General features: G+C 76.6%; 15 protein-coding genes and 1 pseudogene. 9 read left to right on the forward strand and 7 right to left on the reverse strand.

Translation table 11 applies throughout. The annotated features are described in order from the left end of the window. The first annotated feature begins 183 nt into the window (after positions 1-183). From AB8M62_RS19205 to AB8M62_RS19230, 6 genes and pseudogenes are all read left to right on the forward strand, one after another. On the forward strand, positions 184-1,398 hold the full coding sequence (locus AB8M62_RS19205) for a DUF475 domain-containing protein (RefSeq protein ID WP_369054727.1): 1,215 nt from the start codon (positions 184-186) through the stop codon (positions 1,396-1,398). Between the two features lie 335 nt (positions 1,399-1,733). Next, positions 1,734-2,378: a hypothetical protein gene (locus tag AB8M62_RS19210; RefSeq protein ID WP_369070567.1), complete on the forward strand. Its 645-nt coding sequence runs from the start codon at positions 1,734-1,736 to the stop codon at positions 2,376-2,378. Between the two features lie 129 nt (positions 2,379-2,507). Then, a complete protein-coding gene (locus AB8M62_RS19215) occupies positions 2,508-3,089 on the forward strand; it encodes a TerD family protein (protein WP_369054730.1) in 582 nt (193 codons plus the stop codon). A gap of 43 nt (positions 3,090-3,132) precedes the next feature. Next, positions 3,133-4,347 carry an HpcH/HpaI aldolase/citrate lyase family protein gene (locus tag AB8M62_RS19220; RefSeq protein WP_369054732.1) on the forward strand — a complete coding sequence of 405 codons (1,215 nt, stop codon included), beginning with the start codon at positions 3,133-3,135 and terminating at the stop codon, positions 4,345-4,347. 44 nt (positions 4,348-4,391) lie between these two features. Then, positions 4,392-7,012, forward strand: a pseudogene (locus AB8M62_RS19225) (phosphoribosyltransferase domain-containing protein). Continuing rightward, positions 7,009-7,845 carry an HAD family hydrolase gene (locus tag AB8M62_RS19230; RefSeq protein WP_369070568.1) on the forward strand — a complete coding sequence of 279 codons (837 nt, stop codon included), beginning with the start codon at positions 7,009-7,011 and terminating at the stop codon, positions 7,843-7,845. Before AB8M62_RS19225 ends, AB8M62_RS19230 begins: the two are co-directional and overlap by 4 nt. A gap of 12 nt (positions 7,846-7,857) precedes the next feature. On the opposite strand, the gene AB8M62_RS19235 is transcribed toward AB8M62_RS19230, so the two are convergent. The 4 genes from AB8M62_RS19235 to AB8M62_RS19250 form a co-directional block, all read right to left on the reverse strand. After that, positions 7,858-8,772 (reverse strand): carbohydrate ABC transporter permease, encoded by a 915-nt coding sequence (locus AB8M62_RS19235; RefSeq protein ID WP_369054735.1) that lies wholly within the window; start codon positions 8,770-8,772, stop codon positions 7,858-7,860. Continuing rightward, the gene (locus AB8M62_RS19240; protein ID WP_373695012.1) at positions 8,772-9,731 is read right to left on the reverse strand and encodes a carbohydrate ABC transporter permease; all 960 of its coding nucleotides are present in this window, start codon (positions 9,729-9,731) and stop codon (positions 8,772-8,774) included. Before AB8M62_RS19240 ends, AB8M62_RS19235 begins: the two co-directional genes overlap by 1 nt. Positions 9,732-9,781: 50 nt before the next feature. Next, positions 9,782-11,059 carry an ABC transporter substrate-binding protein gene (locus tag AB8M62_RS19245; protein ID WP_369070569.1) on the reverse strand — a complete coding sequence of 426 codons (1,278 nt, stop codon included), beginning with the start codon at positions 11,057-11,059 and terminating at the stop codon, positions 9,782-9,784. Between the two features lie 124 nt (positions 11,060-11,183). Then, positions 11,184-12,890: a glycoside hydrolase family 13 protein gene (locus AB8M62_RS19250; RefSeq protein WP_373695013.1), complete on the reverse strand. Its 1,707-nt coding sequence runs from the start codon at positions 12,888-12,890 to the stop codon at positions 11,184-11,186. Between the two features lie 91 nt (positions 12,891-12,981). Between AB8M62_RS19250 and AB8M62_RS19255 the strand changes: the two genes are divergently transcribed. Then, a complete protein-coding gene (locus AB8M62_RS19255) occupies positions 12,982-14,214 on the forward strand; it encodes an ROK family protein (protein ID WP_369054737.1) in 1,233 nt (410 codons plus the stop codon). A gap of 9 nt (positions 14,215-14,223) precedes the next feature. Here the strand turns inward: AB8M62_RS19255 and trmB are convergent, their stop codons facing one another. Beyond that, positions 14,224-14,991, reverse strand: a complete 768-nt coding sequence (gene trmB / locus AB8M62_RS19260; RefSeq protein ID WP_369070570.1) for a tRNA (guanosine(46)-N7)-methyltransferase TrmB — start codon at positions 14,989-14,991, stop codon at positions 14,224-14,226. Positions 14,992-15,136: 145 nt separating this feature from the next. Here trmB and AB8M62_RS19265 point away from each other — a divergent pair, with 145 nt between their 5' ends. After that, the gene (locus AB8M62_RS19265; RefSeq protein WP_369070571.1) at positions 15,137-15,400 is read left to right on the forward strand and encodes a hypothetical protein; all 264 of its coding nucleotides are present in this window, start codon (positions 15,137-15,139) and stop codon (positions 15,398-15,400) included. A 36-nt stretch (positions 15,401-15,436) separates the two neighbouring features. Here AB8M62_RS19265 and panB read toward each other — a convergent pair whose 3' ends face one another. After that, a complete protein-coding gene (gene panB, locus AB8M62_RS19270) occupies positions 15,437-16,264 on the reverse strand; it encodes a 3-methyl-2-oxobutanoate hydroxymethyltransferase (protein ID WP_369054742.1) in 828 nt (275 codons plus the stop codon). Next, the gene (locus AB8M62_RS19275; protein ID WP_369070572.1) at positions 16,261-18,060 is read right to left on the reverse strand and encodes an NAD+ synthase; all 1,800 of its coding nucleotides are present in this window, start codon (positions 18,058-18,060) and stop codon (positions 16,261-16,263) included. The genes panB and AB8M62_RS19275 overlap by 4 nt, the downstream gene beginning before the upstream one ends. Positions 18,061-18,241: 181 nt before the next feature. On the opposite strand from AB8M62_RS19275, the gene AB8M62_RS19280 reads away from it, so the two are divergent. After that, positions 18,242-19,585, forward strand: a complete 1,344-nt coding sequence (locus AB8M62_RS19280; RefSeq protein WP_369054746.1) for a glutamine synthetase family protein — start codon at positions 18,242-18,244, stop codon at positions 19,583-19,585. Positions 19,586-19,655: the final 70 nt, after the last annotated feature.

Below are 19,655 nucleotides of genomic sequence, written 5' to 3' on the forward strand. Positions count from 1 at the left end.
CCGGGCGCGAGGCCGCGGCCCCCCGCGCCCCCCCCCCCCCCCCCCCCCCCCCCCCCCCCCCCCCCCCCCCCCCCCCCCCCCGCCCGCACGCGCGCGCGCCGGCTGGCCGTGCCCGCGACCGGCTGCCAAGCTGCGTCGTCGCCCGCGTCCGCGGGCACCGGTACCCCTGGGAAGAGCAGGCGCGTGATCCTCAAGACCTACGGCTGGTCGTTCGGCGTCACCGCGGTGGGCCTCGTGCTCGCCGCCTGGTACGGCAGCGGCTCCGGGACGGGGGCCCTGCAGGCCCTGGCGCTGGTGGCGATCCTCGGCGTCCTGGAGGTCAGCCTCTCCTTCGACAACGCCGTCGTGAACGCCACGGTGCTGCAGCGCATGAGCGAGTTCTGGCAGCGGATCTTCCTGACGGTCGGCATCGTCATCGCCGTCTTCGGCATGCGGCTGGTCTTCCCGATCCTGCTGGTCAGCGTCACCGCGGGCCTCGGCCCGGTCGAGACCGTGCGCCTGGCGCTGGCGGGCGGGTCGCCGGAGGAGCCCGGCACCTACGGCTACGAGCTCAACCAGGCGCACCCCACGATCGCGGCCTTCGGCGGGATGTTCCTGCTGATGCTCTTCCTGGGCTTCGTGTTCGGCGAGAAGGAGCACCACTGGCTGGCGCCGCTGGAGCGCCTGCTGGAGCGCGTGGGGCGCCTGCAGGCCGTGAACGTGGTCGTCGCCTCCGCCGTCCTGCTCGTGGTGGCCGAGACGTTCGCGACCGAGCACGGGCGCACGGTGCTGGCCGCGGGCCTGGCGGGCATGCTGACGTACCTGCTCGTCAACGGCCTGGGCGAGCTGTTCAACGTCGAGGAGCACGTCGGGCACGACGAGGACGCGCCGGCGGGCGAGCGCGCTGACGGTGAGCGCGCGACGCCGCTGGACGGCGGCGGCGCGGCGGTGCCGGCGCGCGGCGGCACGAGCCGGCCGACCGCGGCGGCGAAGGCCACCGGCAAGGCGGCGTTCTTCCTCTTCCTGTACCTGGAGGTCCTGGACGCCTCGTTCTCCTTCGACGGCGTCGTCGGCGCGTTCGCCATCACCTCCGACCCCATCGTCATCGCCCTCGGCCTGGGCATCGGCGCGATGTACATCCGCTCGATGACGGTGCACCTGGTGCGCGAGGGGACGCTGGCGCAGTACCCGTACCTGGAGAACGGCGCGCTGTGGGCCATCGGCGCCCTGGCCGTCATCCTGCTGCTGAGCATCGAGGTGGAGGTCCCGGAGGTCGTCACGGGCCTGGTCGGGCTGGCGTTCATCGTCTCCGCGCTTGTCTCCTCGATCGTGCACAACCGCCGCCACCCGGAGGACGCGCGCGTCGGGGCGGAGGGCGGGGAGCCCGCGCAGCACGAGCAGGCGGCCGCCGGCCGCTGACCGGCGCGCGGGGCGGCGCGGGGCCGTCCTGGACCGGCACGACGAGGGGAGCGGGAGTGGCGGGCGGCGGGCGGCCGGACGAGGCGGTGCACACCTTCCTGGGGCGCCCGGGCCCGCGGCGCAGCGCCCGCACGCTGGCCGACCACCTGCACCCGCCGCGAGCGGCGCCCCGGCCCCCGCAGCCGGCGCCCCGCCCGCAGCCGACCACCCGCCCGGCGCCCCCGCCGTCCCCGGCGGCCCCGGCGGCCCCAGCGGCCCGGCCGGCGCCGCGCCCGGCACCGTCCCCCGCCCCGCGGCCGGCGCCGTCCCCGGAGCCCGCGCCGGAGCCCGCGCCGGTGCCCGCGCCGGTGCCCGCGCCGGAGGTGGGGCGGGCGCGCGCGGCGGAGACCCGCACCGTCCTGGACGACGGCTCCCCGGTCACGACCCTCCCGGCCGCCGCCCGCACCGGCGGGACGCTGCGCATCGCGCTGCGCTGGACGCCGCAGGTCAGCGCCGGCGGGCTGCGCCGCAGCACCGACGTGCACCTGGGCTGCCTGTGGGAGACCCGCGACGGGCACAGCGGGTCGGTGCAGGCCCTCGGCGGGTTCCTCGCCGCCCCGGGGTACGGCACCCGCCAGGTGCTGCGGCTGGGGCCGCGCACCGAGGAGGAGGGCGAGGAGCTGCTGGTCGACACCCGTCACCTCGACGTGCTGCGGCGCGTGGTCCTGTTCCTGCACGGCACCCGCGGCGCCCCGGACTGGGCCGCGCTGGACCCGCACGTGACGCTGCGCCGGCGCGACGGCAGCCGCCTGCAGGCGTGGGCGGGCGCGCCGGCCCCGGGCGCGCGCACGTGCGCGCTGCTGTCGGTGCACGACGTGGCCGGTGACCTCGTGGTGCGCCGCGAGGCCGAGTGGTTCACCGGGCCGGCCGCCGAGGTCGCCGCCGCGTACGGCTTCGACGTCGACTGGGACCCCACGGGCACCGTCCCCCGCGCCTCGTGAGGGCGGCGCCCGCGGGGGTGGCAAGCTGACCCGGGGCCGTGACCGGAGCGAGACCCGGCGCGGCCACCGGCACGACCACGGGCACCACCACGACGACCACGACGACCACGACGACCCGCAGGAGGAGCGATGGCGGTCAGCCTCAGCAAGGGCCAGACGCTGAGCCTTCAGAAGTCCGGCGGCGGCCGGCTGACCCGCGTCTTCATGGGGCTGGGCTGGGACGCGGTGGCCCGCGGGTTCCTGGGCCGGCGCAAGTCCGTGGACGTCGACCTGGACGCCTCCGCGCTGCTGTTCGACGCGCGCGGCGAGCTGGTGGACCAGGTGTGGTTCCAGCAGCTGCGCAGCCGCGACGGGTCGGTGCAGCACACCGGCGACAACCTCACCGGCGCCGGTGAGGGCGACGACGAGCGGATCGTCGTGGACCTGTCCGCCGTCCCGGCCGCCGTCGCGTCGGTGGTCTTCACCGTGAACAGCTTCACCGGGCAGGACTTCTCCTCGATCGAGAACGCGTTCTGCCGCCTGGTCGACGCGGCCGGCCCGCAGGAGGTCGAGCTGGCCCGCTACGAGCTGTCCGGGGCCGGGCGGCACACGGCGCAGGTCATGGCCAAGCTGACCCGCCAGGGCGAGGGCTGGGCGATGACGGCGATCGGCCAGACCGCCTCGGGCCGCACGTTCGGCGACCTGCTGCCCGCCGTGCGGCCGCACCTGTGAGCACCGCCGTCCCGGCCGGTCCCGGCGCCCGCCGGCGCTGAGGGTGCGGCACTTCTCCGCCCTCGACGCCGGCACCGTCGAGCGGCTCTTCCACGCCCCGCCGCGGGACGTCGACCTCGCGGGCGACCGCGACGAGCTGGCCGTCGCGCTGGGCGCCACCCTGTACTGCCCGGCGACCCGCCAGCGCCTGGCCGGGGACCTGCTGGGCCTGGCCTCGCGCGGGGTGCTCAGCGCGGTGGCCTGCCTGGAGGACTCGGTGCCCGACGGGCGCGTCGCCGAGGCCGAGGACACCCTGGTGCGCGAGCTGGCCGGCCTGGCGCGCTCCCCGCAGTGGCGCGAGCGGCCCCCGATGATGCTGTTCGTGCGCGCGCGCACCCCCGAGCAGCTGCTGCGGGTCGTCGAGCGCAGCGGGGAGGGCCTGGACTGCCTGCTGGGGTTCGTCGTGCCGAAGTTCGGCGGGTCCCGGCAGCCGGAGCCGGAGCGGTGGCTGGCCGCGGTGCGCCGCGCGGGCGAGCTGGCCGGGCGCCGGCTGTGGGCGATGCCGGTGCTGGAGAGCCGCGACATCGCCCACCTGGACACCCGGCAGGCCGCCCTGCTGGCCGTGCGCGACGTCCTGGACGAGCACCGCGACCTCGTCCTGGCCGTGCGCACCGGCGCCACCGACCTGTCGGCGGCCTACGGGCTGCGCCGGCCCCGGGGGCGCACGGTGTGGGACGTGCGGGTCGTGGCCGACGTGCTGGGCGACGTCGTCAACGTCCTGGGCCGCGCCGACGGGTCCGGGTACCCGATCACCGCGCCCGTGTGGGAGCACTTCACCTCGGGCGAGCGCGTCGTGCGCTCGGCGCTGGACGCCGGGCCGTTCGAGGAGTCCGGCGCCGAGCAGCTGCGCCGGCGGCTGGAGGAGGCCGGGCTGGACGGCCTGGTGCGCGAGCTGGAGCTGGACCGGGTCAACGGCCTGCAGGGCAAGACGGTCATCCACCCCTCGCACGTGGCGGTGGTGCACGCCCTGTCGGTGGTCACGCACGAGGACTTCTGCGACGCGGTCGACATCGTGCGCGCGCCCGGGGGCGGGGCGATGGCCTCCAGCTACCGCAACAAGATGAACGAGGCGGGCCCGCACCGTCCCTGGGCCGAGCGCGTCCTGGCGCGCGCGGGCGCGTTCGGCGTGGCGCGCGAGGACGTCACCTACGTGCACGTGCTGCAGGCGCAGGACGAAGCGCACCGCGCCGGGCGGGCGGCCGGGCCGGTGGCCGGGTGAGCGCGGCGGGCGCGCTCGGCGCCCCGGTCTGGAGCGGGACGTGGGTGGCGCGGTGGCTCGGGGTCCGGCTGGAGGACGCCGGCGGCGCCGACGGGCTGGGCGCGCACGACCTCGTCGGCCTGGCGCTGCGCCGCAACCCGCGCCGCGCGCACCTGCTGGTCTCCACCGTCCTGGGCAAGCACGTGCCCACCGACCCGCGGCTGGTGCGCGCGGCGGCGCTGCGGCTGGGGCACCTCGTGGGCGACGCCCTCGACGCCGGCGGTGCCGCGCCCGGTCCCTCGCCGGCGCTGTGGCGCGCGGCCCTGGCCGGGGACGGCGCCGCCGCGGCGAGCGCCCTGGCGAGCCTCCTGGCCCCGCCGCCGCGCGCGCCGCACGCCCTCGTCCTGGCCTACGCCGAGACGGCGACGGGGCTGGGGCACGGGGTGGCGCAGGCGCTGGGCTGCGCGTGCCTGCACTCCACCCGCCGGTCCGTGCCGGGGGCCGTGGACGCGGCCGCGTTCGAGGAGGAGCACTCGCACGCCACCGGGCACCAGGTGTTGGCCGCCGACCCGCAGGTGCTGGCCGCCCTCGGCGACCCGCGGGTGCCGCTGGTCCTGGTCGACGACGAGCTGTCCACCGGCCGCACCGTGGCGAACACCCTGCGGGTCCTGCACGCGCGCACGGCCCGCCGCCGCTACGTCGTCGCCGGGCTGCTGGACGTGCGCTCGGACGCCGACCGCGCGGTGCTGGAGGCGCTGGGCGCGGAGCTGGGCGCGCGCGTGGACGTCGTGGCGCTGGCCCGGGGGCGCGTGCACCTGCCGGCGGACGTCCTGGCCCGCGGCGCGGCCCTGGCCGCCGCGGCGGCCCCACCGCCGGTGCCGGCCGCCGAGGACCGCGAGGACCCCGGCGGCCCGGGCGACGTCGCCGTCCTCGACGGCGGCTGGCCGGACGGCCTGCCGGTGACCGGCCGGGCCGGGACGTCCGCGGCCGACGGCTCCCGGGTGGCGGCCGCGTGCGAGGAGGTGGCCGGGCGGCTGGCCAGGGAGCTGGCGCCGCGGCTGGCCGGCCGCCCCGGGCCGCGGGAGGTCCTGGTGCTCGCCACCGAGGAGCTCCTGGACGTCCCGCAGCGCGTCGCCGCCGCCCTGGCCGGCCGGCTGCCCGCGCTGGTGCCCGGCGCCCGGGTCCTGGTCTCCTCCACGACGCGCTCGCCCGTGCCGGCCGTCGACGATCCCGGGTACGCCGTGCGCACGTCGCTGGCGCTGCCCAGCACCGACCGCCCCGTCGACGGCCCCGGGCCCCGCTACGCCCACAACGTCCCCGGGGGCCCCGGTGGGGGGCGGCGCTGGGCGGCGTGCGTCCTCGTCGCCGACACCGCGTCCCCGCGCGCGGCGCTGCTGGCCCCCGGCGGCCCGCTGGCCGCCCTGCGCCCGTCCGCCGGGCACCTGCTGCTCGTCCACCTGCCCGCCGACGCCCGGGAGCTCGTTCCGTGACCAGCACGACCACCTCCGCCGGCCCCGGCGTCCCGCGGCGCCCGCCCCAGCCGCTGCGCGGGCCCGCCTTCGGCTCCTACGCCCCCGACGAGGTCGGCTGGCTGCTGACCGACCTGTCGGGCGCGGCGCTGGAGGCGCCGGTGGAGGAGCGGGAGGAGGCCGTGCAGTCCGGCGGCGCGCACTACGCCGAGTCGCTGCCCGTGGAGCACCGCCCCGGCCCCGCGTACCGGGCCCTGTACGAGGAGGCGCTGCGCCGCTCGGCCCGCCGCACGGCCCTCGGGGTGGGCGTGGTCGCCGAGCTGCTGCGCGCCGAGCGCGGCGAGCAGGTCGTCCTGGCCTCGCTGGCCCGCGCGGGCACGCCCGTCGGCGTCCTGCTGCGCCGCTGGGCCGCGCAGCGGCTGCACCTGGACTGGCCGCACTTCGCCGTGTCCATCGTGCGCGGCCGCGGCGTCGACGTGGCCGCGCTGCGCTGGCTGGCCGAGCACCACGACCCCGCGCGGGTCGTGTTCGTCGACGGCTGGACCGGCAAGGGCGCGATCGTGCGGGAGCTGTCCGCGGCCCTCGCGGCCGCGCCGGTGCCCGGGTTCTCCGACGACCTGGCGGTGCTCGCCGACCCCGGCGCCTGCGTGCGCACCTTCGGCGGCCGCGGCGACTGGCTCGTGCCCTCGGCGTGCCTGAACTCCACGGTCTCCGGGCTGGTCAGCCGCACCGTCCTCAACGACCGCCTGCTGGCGCCGTGGCAGTTCCACGGCGCCAAGCACTACCGCGACCTCGCCGCCGACGACGTGTCCGGCGCCTTCCTGGACGCCGTGACCGCCCGCTTCGGCGAGGTGGCCGCGGAGGTCCCGGCCGCCGCGGACGCGGTGCGCGCCGGGGACCGCACCGCCACCTTCACCGGCTGGCGGGCCGTGGAGGAGCTGTCGGCGGCGTACGGGATCGGCGACGTGAACCTCGTCAAGCCCGGTGTGGGGGAGACGACGCGGGTGCTGCTGCGGCGGGTGCCGTGGCGGGTGCTGGTGCGCCCGGACGCGGAGCTGGAGCACCCGGGGGACCTGGCGCACGTGCGGCTGCTGGCCGACGAGCGCGGCGTGCCGGTGGAGGAGGTCCCGGGGCTGGCGTACAGCGCCGTCGGCCTGGTCCACCCGCGGTACACGCGCGGGGCCACGGGCGCCGACGGGCGGGCGGTGCGCGCGTGAGCGGCCCGCTGGCGGCCAGCGACCTGGACCAGACCCTCGTCTTCTCCCGCCGCTCGGCGCGCGCCGACGTGGCCGGCCTGGTCCCCGTCGAGGAGTACCGCGGCGAGACGATCTCCTGGGTGACGCCGCGCGCGTGGGAGCTGCTGGGCCGGCTGGTCGCCACGGGCGCCTTCGTCCCGGTCACGACCCGCACGAGCGAGCAGTACGCGCGGCTGCGCTGGCCCGGCCCGGCGCCCCGCTGGGCGGTCACCGCCAACGGCGGCGTGCTGCTGCGGGACGGCGTGCCGGACGCCGCGTGGGCGCGGCGCGTCGAGGAGGTGCTCGCCGGCTGCGCGCCGGTCGAGCGCGCGCGCGCGGCGCTGGTCCGGCTGGCCGCCGACCTGCACGCCGCCGTCCCCGGCTCGCAGGCGCCGGCGGTGCGGGCCGTGGACCGGCTGTTCTGCTACGCGGTGCTGCGCGAGGGGCAGCGCGAGCACCTGGAGGGCTCGCGGCTGGGCGAGCTGACGGCCCTGCTGGACGGCTGGGGGCACACCGTCTCCCTGCAGGGCCGCAAGCTCTACGCCGTGCCGCGGCCGCTGACGAAGTCCGCCGCGGTCGCCGAGGTCGCCGCGCGCCTGGGCGCGGACGGGTTCGTCGCCGCCGGAGACTCCCTGCTCGACGTGGACCTGCTGCGCGCGGCGCGCGACGCCCGCCGCCCCCGCCACGGGGAGCTGTTCGCCGCCGGCTGGGACGGGCCGGCGCGGCTGACCGCGGCCGCCGGCGCGGCGGCGGGGGAGGAGGTCGCGGCGTGGCTGCTGGCCGCCGCGACCGCCGCCCCCGAGCGCGTCACCTGAGCGCGCCGCGGGTCACTTGATCGCGCCGCGCGTCACCCCCGAGAGCACCCAGCGCTGGGCGAAGACGTAGACGAGGATCGTCGGCGCCATCGCCATGAGGTACGAGGCGAACGCCACGTTGTAGTCGGTGGAGAACGCCAGCTGGAAGATCTTCTGCACGACGGGGATCGTCTGCAGGCTCTGGTCGGCGGTGATCAGCGAGGGCATCATGAAGTCGTTCCAGCTGGCCAGGAACGCGAAGATGCCGACGGTGGCGTTCATGGGTGCCAGCAGCGGGAAGATCAGCTTCCAGAACACCTGCCACGTGCTGGCGCCGTCGATGCGGGCGCTCTCCTCCAGCTCGGCGGGGATGGAGCGCAGGAACGCCGAGTACAGCAGCACGCTGAAGGACAGCTGGAACAGCACGTGCAGCAGGGCGACGCCGCCGGGGTTGTCCAGCGCCAGCCAGCTGGTCAGCTTCACCTGCGGCAGCGCCACGACGGGGAACGGGATGAACATCGCCGCCAGCAGGTAGACGTACGACCAGCGGAACAGGCGCCGGTCCCAGTTGCGGGCGATGGCGAAGGACGCCCACGAGGCCAGGACGAGCGTGCCGGCCACGGTGACGACGCTGACGGCCGCGGACACCGCGAAGGCGCGGGCGAACCCGGTGAGCGTCCAGGCGTCGACGAAGCTGCCCCAGTTCAGGGGCCACGGCGGGGCGAAGCCGGTGCCGGCCACGGCCTGCTCGGGCGTCTTGAACGCCATGACGACCGCGAAGTACAGCGGCACGAGCACCGACAGGGAGGCCAGCGCGAGCAGCGCGGTCAGCCCCCAGCCGCGGAAGCGGCGGCGGTCGCCGACGACCTCCACGGAGCGGCGCGGCTTCGCGCCCCTGGCCGCGGCGGAGACGGTGGCGGGGTCGGTGGTGAACCCGGTGGTGGCCATCAGAGCGACACCCCTCGACGTCGGATGATCTGCAGCTGCAGGACGGAGATGACGACGGTCAGGACGAAGAACACGACCGCGTTGGCCATCTGGTAGGCGTAGTCGCCGCTGGTGAACCCGGTGAAGATCGTCATGGCGACGCTGCGCGTCGCGGTGCCGGGACCGCCGTCGGTCAGACCCACGATGATGTCGTAGGCGTTGAGGAAGTTCTTGAAGCCGAGCACGGTGTTGATGACGACGTAGCCGGCCACCAGCGGAAGCGTGATGGACGCGAACTGCCGCCAGGCGCTGGCGCCGTCCAGGGCGGCGGCCTCGTACACCTCCTCGGGCACGGCCAGCAGGCCCGCCAGGTAGATGATCAGCGCGCTGGGGACCGCCTGCCAGGCGGTGACGAGGACGACGCCGAGCCACGCCAGGTCCGGGTTGGCCAGGATGCTCTCCTGCAGACCCGTGATCCCGAGCGAGGAGGCGATCGCCGGCACCGAGGAGGACAGCAGGTAGTTGAAGACGAAGGCGATGACGATGCCGGAGACGACCATCGGGATGAAGAACACCCCGCGCAGCGCCGTCTTGAACTTGATGCGCGCGTTGAGGCCGAGGGCCAGGGCCAGCGCGACCACGTTGACCAGCACGACGGTGACGACGGCGAAGCCCATGGTGAAGGCGTAGGCGGAGCGGACGTTCGGGTCGGTGAACAGGACCGCGTAGTTGGCCAGCCCGATGAACTCCCAGTCGCCGTAGCCGACGTAGTTCGTGAGGCTGACGGCGGCGCCCGCGACCGCGGGCAGGGTGATGAAGGCCGTGAACAGGGCCACGGCCGGCAGCAGGAAGACGTAGAACATCCGGTCGACCGGCGTGCGGCGCTGCCGCACGACGGCGACGCCGTCGCGCGCGGCGCCGTCCGGGCCGGTGCCGGGGGCCCGGCGGGCGGGCGCCTGCCGGCTGGGGATCGTGGCCACGAGAGCTCCTTCGGTCCGTGGTGGACGGGGGTGGGGGGGAGGCGTCGGCCTCAGGCGGCCGAGCGCGTCGCCAGGCGCGCCCAGTCCTCGTCGAGGCGCCGCAGGAACGTCTCGGCGTCGCCGGAGCGCACCGCCTCCTGCAGGTAGTTGCTCAGCGGGATGGTCAGCGGGACGTAGGTGTTGGCGCCCTGGTAGATGCGGCCCTCCTGCAGCGCCTCCTGGAGGCCGACCAGGCGCGGGTCCTCCAGCGGCTGCGCGTCCAGCAGCGGGGACGTGGCCAGGTTGTCGGCGTTGTACCGGGCGATGACCTCGTCCTGCATGAGCCACTGGAGCATCTCGCGCGCCGCGCCCTGGTAGGAGGAGGCCGTGGGGATCCACAGGGCCAGGTCGAGGTTGACGCGGGCGCGCGCCTCGGACGGGTCCTCGGTCATCGGCAGCGGGAAGGTGCCGAAGCGCAGGTCGGGATCGACCTTCTCCAGCTCGCCCAGCGCCCACGGCCCCTGGAAGTACATGGCGGCCTCGCCGCGGCCGAAGGCCAGGTTGCCGTCGGCGTAGTCGCGGCTGGCCGCGTCGCGGTTGGAGAACGCCGCCAGCTGCAGCATCTTCTCCACCGGCTCGCGGAACTGGTTCGAGAAGGACACCTCGGCGTCCGGGCCGGCGTCGGGCCCCAGCTCGCGCAGGTCGGCGAAGAACCCGGCGACGTCCAGGGCGCTGCCCGTGCAGTAGTCGAAGAGCCCCTGCGAGATCGTCCACGTCTCCGCGTAGGTGCTGTAGAGCGGGGTGACGTCGGCCGCGGCGAACGTCTCGCACGCGGCGAGCAGCTCGCTCCAGGTGGTCGGGACGGCCACGTCGAAGCGCTCGAAGAGGTCCTGGTTGTAGATGACGCCCGCGGAGGCGACCGAGTAGGGCAGGACGTTCGTCTCGCCCTCGTTGGTCGCGAACTGGTCGACCAGGTCCTGGTACTGCGGGTCGACGCGCTGCGCCTCGGGCAGGTCCGACAGGTCCGTCAGGACGCCGGTGGCGACGTAGTTGCCGACCTCGAGGGTGTAGTTCCAGGCCGCCAGGTCCGGCGGCTGGTTGCGCACGAACTGCGGGACCAGGGCGGTCTGCGAGGAGTCGTGCACGGCCCGCACGCCGTCCTGGGAGGCGTTGAACTCGGCGACGAGGTCGCCGAAGTAGCCGATGACCTCCGGCTTGTTCTGGAAGAAGCGGACCGGATCGGGCCCGGACCCGCCGGACCCGGCGCCGCAGCCGGCGGCCGTCAGCGCGAGCCCGCCGGCGCCCGCGGCCAGCAGCGAGCGGCGGCTGAGGTGTCCTGGGGGTAGCACGTCGTCGTCCCTCCCGTGTCGGGGACCCCGCCGGCGCCGTCGCCGGCGGGGTGGTGCTGGGTGGTGCTGCGTGGTGCTGGGTGCTGGTGGGGCCGCCGGCGGGTGCCGGCGGCCCCGCGCCCGCTCAGCGGGCGGCGGTCCCGGTCACGAGCCAGGCGGTCGTGGCCGGGGGCAGGGTCCGCCCGTCGAGCGGTCCGCTGGTCAGCACCACCGTCCCGCCGGGCAGCTCGACGCCCTCGTCGCCGAGGTTCGTCACGCACGTCCACCCGCCGGGCCGGGTGAACGCGACGACGCCGTCACCGGTGCCGTCGACCCAGGTGAGCTCCTCCTCCGCGCGCAGCCGCCGCCGGACCGCGAGGGCCTCGCGGTAGAAGCTCAGCGTGGACGAGGGGTCGCCCTCCTGCACGTCGGCCGCGAGGCCGGCGAACCGCTCCGGCTGCGGCAGGTGCGGCGTGCCGGAGGAGAACCCGAGGGCCGGCGCGGCGGCCGACCACGGCAGCGGGACCCGGCACCCGTCGCGGCCCTTGTCCTCGCCGGCCGAGCGCACCCAGGTCGGGTCCTGCAGCACGTCGGCGGGCAGGTCGGCGACCTCCGGCAGGCCCAGCTCCTCGCCCTGGTACAGGTAGGCGCTGCCGGGCAGGGCCAGGACGAAGGCGGTCGCGGCGCGCGCCAGGCGCAGGCCCCGCGCGAGGTCGGGGGCGGGGTCCGTGCCCCCGCTGAGCAGCCAGGTGCGCAGGTCGGTGCCGGCCGGCAGGGCGTAGCGGGTGGCGTGGCGCACGACGTCGTGGTTGGACAGCACCCACGTGGAGCTGGCGCCGGACTCCCGGGCCAGGCGCAGGTTGTCGTCGACGATCCGGCGGAAGGTCGCCGCGTCGGGGTCGGCCTGCAGCAGGTCGAAGTTGAAGGCCTGCCCCAGGCCCTCGGGGGAGGCGTAGCGGGCGCGGCGGTGGGCGGGCACCCACGCCTCGGCCACGGCGGTGCGCGGCGGGTCGTAGGAGTCGAACAGCTCGCGCCACTCGCGGTAGATCTCGTGGACCTCGTCGCGGTCGGTGAGGCGGTGCGCGCCGTCGGGCAGGTCGTCGGCGGCCAGCTCGGCGGCCGTGGGCAGCGGCAGCGACATGTCCTTGGCCAGCGCGTGGGCGACGTCGACGCGGAAGCCGTCGACGCCGCGGTCGGCCCAGAAGCGCAGCGTGCGCAGGAAGTCGTCGCGCACCTCGCGGTTGGCCCAGTTCCAGTCCGGCTGCTCGGGGGCGAACATGTGCAGGTACCACTCGCCGTCGCCGACGTGCTCCCACGCCGGGCCGCCGAAGACCGCGGTCCAGTCGCTGGGCGGCAGCTCGCCGCGCTCGCCGCGGCCGCGGGCGAAGACGTAGCGGTCGCGCTCGGGGGAGCCGGGCGCGGCGGCCAGGGCCTCGCGGAACCAGCGGTGCTGGTCGGAGGAGTGGTTGGGCACGATGTCGACGACGACCTTGATGCCCGCGCCGTGCAGGGCGGCGACCATCTCGTCGAACTGCTCCAGGGTGCCCAGGCGGGGGTCGACGGCGCGGTGGTCGTCGACGTCGTAGCCGCCGTCGGCCAGCTGCGAGGGGTAGAAGGGGCTGAGCCAGACGGCGTCCACGCCCAGGCGGGCCAGGTGCGGCACGTGCGCGGTCACCCCGGCCAGGTCGCCCAGGCCGTCGCCGTCGGCGTCGGCGAAGCTGCGCGGGTACACCTGGTAGACGACGGCCTGGCGCCACCAGGTGGCCGCCCCGTCCTCCCGGCGGTCCCGCGTCGAGCCCTGCGTCGAGTCCTGCGCCGCGGGTGCGCTCCCCGCCTCCAGCACGTCCGTCACTGCCACGTCCTCCCGGTGCGTCGTCATTGATGCGGCGTCTAAATCAAGGCCGTGACTAAAGTAGACGCACAGCCGGGCGAGGAGGTCAAGGGTGACGGTGCGGACGGACGGGACCAGGGGTCCCGCTGCGGGTGCCGGGGCGGGTGCCGGCGGGGGAGCCGCGGGCACCAGCGCGGTGCGCCGGCTGCGCGAGGAGAACCTGCGCAGCGTGCTGCTGCACGTGTGGGACGCCGGGTCCGGCACGGGGTCCGGCGCCGTCACCGGCTCGGACCTCATGGCCGCCACGGGCCTGTCGCGCGCCACCGCGCACGCCGTGTGCGAGGAGCTCATCGAGCGCGGCTGGCTGCGCGAGCTGGAGAACGCCCGCGCCTCCGCCGGCTACGTCAAGGGCCGGCCCGCGCGCCGCTACGCCCTGGCCGCGCGCGCCGGGCTCGTCCTCGGCGTCGACGCCGGCGCCCACCGCGTCTGCGCGCGCGTCGCCGACCTGCGCGGCGCCCCGCTGGCCACCGTCGCCCGCCGCGCCGACCCCGACCACCTGAGCGCCGACCCGGCGGCGCGGCTCGCCGTCCTGCGCACCGCCGCCCTGGACGCGCTGGCGGCGGCCGGCGCCGCGCCATCCGCCGTCCTGACCGCCGTCGTCGGCGTGCCCGCGCCCGTCGACGCCGACGGCCGCACCACCGTCCCCGGCAACCCCTACTGGGCGTACATGAACCCCGGCATCGCCGCCCACCTGGAGCGCGAGCTGGGCTGGCACGTCCTGGTGGACAACGACGCCAACCTCGCCGCCGTCGCCGAGCACCACCGCGGCGGCGGGCGCGGGGCGCGCAGCCACGTGACGCTCCTGGCCGGCGAGCGCTTCGGCGCCGGGGTCGTGGAGGACGGCCGGCTGCTGCGCGGTGCCCACGGCGGGGTGGGGGAGATGCGCTACCTCGACGTCGTCGAGGGCGTCGGCTCCACCGACGGGATCGCCAAGCTCGTGCGCGACCGCACCGGGCGCGGGGCCGAGGAGGTCCTCGGGGCCGCGGCCGCCGGGGACCCGGCCGCCGCGGCCGTCGCCGACGAGGTCGGGGAGGTCCTCACCCGCGTCGTCGCCACGCTGGCCAGCCTGCTGGACACCTCCCGCGTCGTCGTCGCCGGCGCCGTGGCCGCCTCCGCCGGGCCCCTGCTCGACGTCGTGCACCGCTGCCTGCCGCGCTTCCTCGACGAGCCCCGCCCGCAGGTCGTCGCCTCCCGACTGGGCGCGGACGTCGTCGTGCTCGGCGCCGTCGAGCGCGCCCTGGAGGTCGTGCGCCAGCGCGCCCCCGACCTGCCCCTGCCCCGCTGAGGAACGTCCTCAGGGCGCGGGCCGGCGGGCCAGCAGGTCGGTCACCACGTGCCCGCGGGCCAGGCCGCGCGCCTCGAAGCGCGTGCGCGGGCGCCACGGGGGCGGCTCGTGCCGCACCTGCTCCAGCACCAGCCCCGGCTCGGCCGCCAGCACGCCGGCCACGCGCTCGGCGTACGGCTCCCAGTCGGTCGCCACGTGCAGGAGCCCGCCGGGGGCCAGGCGCCCGGCCACCAGCGCGGCGAACGAGGCGTCGAGCAGCCGGCGCTTGTGGTGGCGCGGTTTGGGCCAGGGGTCGGGGAAGAAGACCCGCACCCCGGCCAGCGAGCCGGGCGCCAGGCGCCGGCGCAGCAGCCGGCGGGCGTCGTCCTCCACGACCCGCACGTGCTCCAGGCCCCGCTCGGCCAGGCCCTGCAGCAGCGCGGCCACCCCGGGGGTGTGCACGTCGGCGGCCAGCAGCCCCGTGGCGGGGTCGGCCTGCGCCATCGCCAGCGTCGTCTCGCCCATCCCGAAGCCGACCTCGAGCACCACGGGCGTGCCGGGCCCGAACAGCGCCGCCAGGTCCAGCGGCCCGTCCCCGGCCGGGACGGCGAAGCGCTCGGCGTGGGCGGCCAGCGCGGCCCGGCGCGCGGCGCTCATCCGGCCCCGGCGCAGCTTGTACGAGGGCAGGTCCGCGGGCCGGTCCGCGGGCCGGTCGGCGGGCCGGTCGGCGGGCCGGTCGGCGGGCTCGTCGGGGGAGGCCGCCGGGAGCGGTCCGGCGGCCGGGACGGGGGCGCTCACCGGCCCATCATCGGTCACCGGCGCCCGCCCTCCCGCCCCGGTCGCGGCACCGCGCCGAACCGCTGGACGACGCCGACCGCGGCCTGCTGCACTGGTGCCGGCACCTCCCGCGGGGCCGCCGCCGGCGGCGGGGAGGTGGGACGGGGTGGTCGCCGTGACGCTCGTGCTCCTGCTCCTGCTGGTCGTCCTGGTCGTGGTCGTCTCCGCGCGCTCGGGGCGCGGCCGCTCCCGCGGGCCGGGCGCCCGGGGCCGCGCCGGTGCCGGGCCGGCCGCCTGGTACGGCGGTGACGGCGGCTCCTCCGCCGCCTGGTACGGCGGCGACACCGGGTCCTCCGGCGGCTGGTCGGACTGCTCCGGCGGCGGCGGTGGTGACGGCGGGGGTGGCGGCGGGGGTGGTGGCGGCGACTGACGCCGCCCCGCCCGCCGGCCGGCGGGAGCGCCCGCCTCAGAACGAGTGCTCGGGCCCCGGGAAGCGCTGCGCGCGCACGTCGTCGGCGTAGGCGCGCGCGGCCTCGCGCAGGGTGCCGCGCAGGTCGGCGTAGTGCTTGACGAACGAGGGCGTGCGCCCGGTCAGGCCCGCGAAGTCCTGCCAGACCAGCACCTGCGCGTCGCAGCCGGCGCCCGCGCCGATGCCCACGGTGGGCACGCTCAGCGACTCGCTGACCTCCGTGGCCAGGTCCGCGGGCACCATCTCCAGCACCACCGCGAAGGCGCCCGCCTCGGCGACCGCGCGGGCGTCCGCCTGCAGCGCCGAGGCGGCGTCGCCGCGGCCCTGGACGCGGTAGCCGCCCAGCGCGTGCTCGGACTGCGGGGTGAAGCCCACGTGCCCCATGACGGGCACGCCGGCGGCCACCAGCGCCCGCACCCGCGAGGCGCTGCGCACCCCGCCCTCCAGCTTCACCGCGTGCGCGCCGGCCTCCTTGAGGAAGCGCACCCCCGTGGCGACGGCCTGCTCGTCGGAGGCCTCGTAGGAGCCGAACGGCAGGTCGGCCACCACGAGGGCGTGCGGGGCGCCGCGCACCACGGCGCGGGCCATCGGCAGCAGGTCCTCCACCGTCACCGGCAGCGTGCTGGGGTGCCCCAGGACCGTGCCGCCCGCGGAGTCCCCCACGAGCAGGACGGGGATGCCGGCCTCGTCGAACACCTGCGCCGTCAGCACGTCGTAGCTGGTCAGCATGGCCCAGCGCCGTCCGGCCTCCTTCCACTCGCGCAGGTGGTGCACGCGGGTGCGCCGCCGCGGCGCGGGCTCCGGCCCGCCGCCCGGCCCGCTCACCGCGGCACCTCCACGGCCCGCGTGGAGTGCACCGGCCCGGCGACGGCGGCGCTCGCGTCGGACTCCCGCCAGCGGCTGGAGATGGGCAGGCGGCGGTCGCGGCCGAACGCCTTGAAGGTGATCTTCGTGCCGGGGGCGAACTGGCGCCGCTTCCACTCGGCGCGGTCCACCAGCGTCACGATCGAGTCCACGACCTCCGCGTCGAAGCCCTGCGCCAGCAGCTCGGAGCGGCCCAGGTCGCCCTCGACGTAGTCCTCCAGGACCGCGTCGAGGACCGCGTAGTCCGGCAGGGAGTCCTGGTCGGTCTGCCCGGGCCGCAGCTCCGCCGACGGCGGCTTGGTGATGGTGCTCTCCGGGATGGGCGGCTGCTCGCCGCGGCGCTCGGCGTCGGCGTTGCGCCAGCGCGCCAGCTCCCAGACGAGGGTCTTGGGCACGTCCTTCAGCGGCGCGAACCCGCCCACGGAGTCCCCGTACAGCGTCGAGTACCCGACCGCCAGCTCGCTCTTGTTGCTCGTGGCCAGCGTCAGGTGGCCCTCCTGGTTGGCCAGCCCCATGAGGGTCGTGCCGCGCACCCGCGCCTGCAGGTTCTCCTCGGCCACCCCCGTCAGCGGCACGTTCGCCAGGAACGCCTCGACCATCGGCGCGATGGGCTGCACCCGGTGGTGCAGGCCGGTGCGGCGGGCCAGCTCCGCGGCGTCGTCCTGGGAGTGCTGCGAGGAGTACACCGACGGCATCGCGATGCCGTGCACGGCGTCGGCGCCGATCGCGTCCACCGCCAGGGAGGCCACCAGCGCGGAGTCGATCCCGCCGGACAGGCCCAGCACCACCGAGCGGAAGCCGTTCTTGCGCACGTAGTCGCGCAGGCCCAGCACGAGGGCGTGGTGGACGTCCTCCACGTCCGGCAGCGGCTCGCGCAGCTCGGCCGGGCGCGGCTCGTAGGCCGGGACCGGGTCGGCGGAGACCGTCACCCGGCTCACCGCCTCCTCCCACGCCGGCGCGCCGTCGGCCGCTGCCAGCTCCAGGTCGGTCACCAGCAGGTGCTCGGTGAACTGCGGCCCGCGCGCCAGCACGCCGCCGTCGGGGGCCACGACCAGCGAGTCGCCGTCGAAGACCAGCTCGTCCTGCCCGCCCACGGCGTTGACGTAGGCGACGGGGCAGCCGGCCTCGCGGGCGCGGCGGGCCACCAGCTCCAGGCGCACGTCGTCCTTGTCGCGCTCGTACGGGGAGGCGTTGACGACCGCGAGCAGCCCCGCGCCGGCCTCCGCGGCCTGGCGCACCGGCCCGCCGTCCTGCCACAGGTCCTCGCAGATGGCCAGGGCCACGTCGACACCGCGCACCCGCACCACCAGCAGCTCGTCGCCGGGCACGAAGATGCGGTACTCGTCGAAGACGCCGTAGTTGGGCAGGTGGTGCTTGGCGTAGCGGGCCACCACCCGGCCGCCGTGCAGGACGGCCGCGCAGTTCTGCGGCAGCCCGCGCGGGCGGCCCGCGCCCGCCGGGCGGGTGTCGCGCTCGGCCCGGTCGACGTAGCCGACGACGACCGGCACGTCCCCGTTGCCGTCGTCGGCGATCTCGGCGGCCAGCCGGCCCAGCGCCTGCCGCGAGGCCTGGACGAACGAGCTGCGCAGCGCCAGGTCCTCCACCGGGTAGCCGGTGACGGCCGTCTCGGGGAACAGGACCAGGTGCGCGCCGTCGGCCGCGGCGCGCGCCGTCCACTCCCGCACCGTCCGGACGTTGCCGGCCAGGTCGCCGACCGTGGTGTCGACCTGCGCCATGGCCACCCGCAGCTGAGGCATGCCCGGCAGCCTAGTCAGCCCGCCCCGCCGTCCCGTCCCGCGCTCCCGGCCCGCGGGCGGCGGCGCGTGCGGGTGCGGCCGCCCGCCGGCCGTGCGCCAGGATGGGCCGGAGACCGGGCCGCGACCGGGCCGGGACCGGACGGCGCCAGCGGGCGCCGCGCACGTCGACGGGAGAGCTGCCATGGACCGCCAGCAGGAGTTCGTGCTGCGCACGCTGGAGGAGCGCGACATCCGCTTCGTGCGGCTGTGGTTCACCGACGTCATCGGGACGCTGAAGTCGGTGGCCATCGCCCCGGCCGAGCTGGAGAGCGCCTTCGGCGAGGGCATCGGCTTCGACGGCTCCGCCATCGAGGGCCTCTCGCGCGTGTCGGAGTCGGACATGCTGCTCAAGCCCGAGCCGTCCACCTTCCAGGTGCTGCCCTGGCGCAACGACGACGAGCACCGCGGCACCGCGCGCATCTTCTGCGACATCCTCACCCCGGACGGGCAGCCGGCCCGCTCGGACCCGCGCAACGTCCTCAAGCGCGCCCTGGACCGGGCCGCCCAGAACGGCTACACCTTCTACACGCACCCCGAGATCGAGTTCTACCTCTTCCGGGGCCCCCTGGAGCGCGGCGCGGCGCCCGAGCCGGTGGACTACGTCGGCTACTTCGACAACTTCCCCGGCGGCACCACCCACGACTTCCGCCGCAGCGCCATCTCGGTGCTGGAGAGCATGGGCATCTCGGTGGAGTTCAGCCACCACGAGGGCGGGCCGGGGCAGAACGAGATCGACCTGCGCTACGCCGACGCCCTGGCCACCGCGGACAACATCATGACGTTCCGCACGGTCATCAAGGAGGTGGCCGGCGAGATGGGCCTGTACGCGAGCTTCATGCCCAAGCCGCTGGCCGGTGAGCCCGGTTCCGGGATGCACACCCACCTGTCCCTGTTCGACGGCGACGCCAACGCCTTCTACGAGCCGGGCGCGGAGTACCAGCTGTCCACCACGGGCCGGCAGTTCATCGCCGGGCTGCTGCGCCACGCCCCCGAGATCACCGCCGTCACCAACCAGTTCGTCAACTCCTACAAGCGCCTGTGGTCCGGCGGGGAGGCGCCCAGCTACATCTGCTGGGGCCACAACAACCGCTCGGCGCTGGTGCGGGTGCCGATGTACAAGCCCAGCAAGGGGCAGTCGGTGCGGGTGGAGTACCGCGCGCTGGACTCCGCGGCCAACCCCTACCTGGCGTACGCGCTGCTGCTGACCGCGGGCCTGAAGGGCATCGAGGAGGGCTACGAGCTGCCCGACGGCGCCGAGGACGACGTCTGGTCGCTCACCGACGCCGAGCGGCGCGCGATGGGCATCGAGCCGCTGCCGCAGAGCCTGGACCACGCCGTGTCGATCATGGAGCGCTCCGAGCTGGTCGCCGAGGCCCTCGGCGAGGGCGTGTTCGACTTCTTCCTGCGCAACAAGCGCCAGGAGTGGCACGACTACCGCTCGCAGGTCACGCCGTTCGAGCTGCAGCGGTACCTGCCGCTGCTGTGAGGTCGGCCGCCGGGCCCGGGGGCGCGGTCCCCGGGACCCGGCCGGCGGCCGGCGCCGCTCGCGCCGGCCG

This window comes from Kineococcus terrestris, from assembly GCF_041020755.1.
In the GTDB taxonomy this organism is placed as follows: domain Bacteria; phylum Actinomycetota; class Actinomycetes; order Actinomycetales; family Kineococcaceae; genus Kineococcus; species Kineococcus terrestris.

Coding starts and splice junctions, on each gene's coding strand:
- AB8M62_RS19215 (WP_369054730.1), top strand. CDS start 2,508: ATGGCGGTCAGCCTCAGCAAGGGCCAGACGCTGAGCCTTCAGAAGTCC.
- AB8M62_RS19235 (WP_369054735.1), bottom strand. CDS start 8,772: ATGGCCACCACCGGGTTCACCACCGACCCCGCCACCGTCTCCGCCGCG.
- AB8M62_RS19275 (WP_369070572.1), bottom strand. CDS start 18,060: ATGCCTCAGCTGCGGGTGGCCATGGCGCAGGTCGACACCACGGTCGGC.
- AB8M62_RS19280 (WP_369054746.1), top strand. CDS start 18,242: ATGGACCGCCAGCAGGAGTTCGTGCTGCGCACGCTGGAGGAGCGCGAC.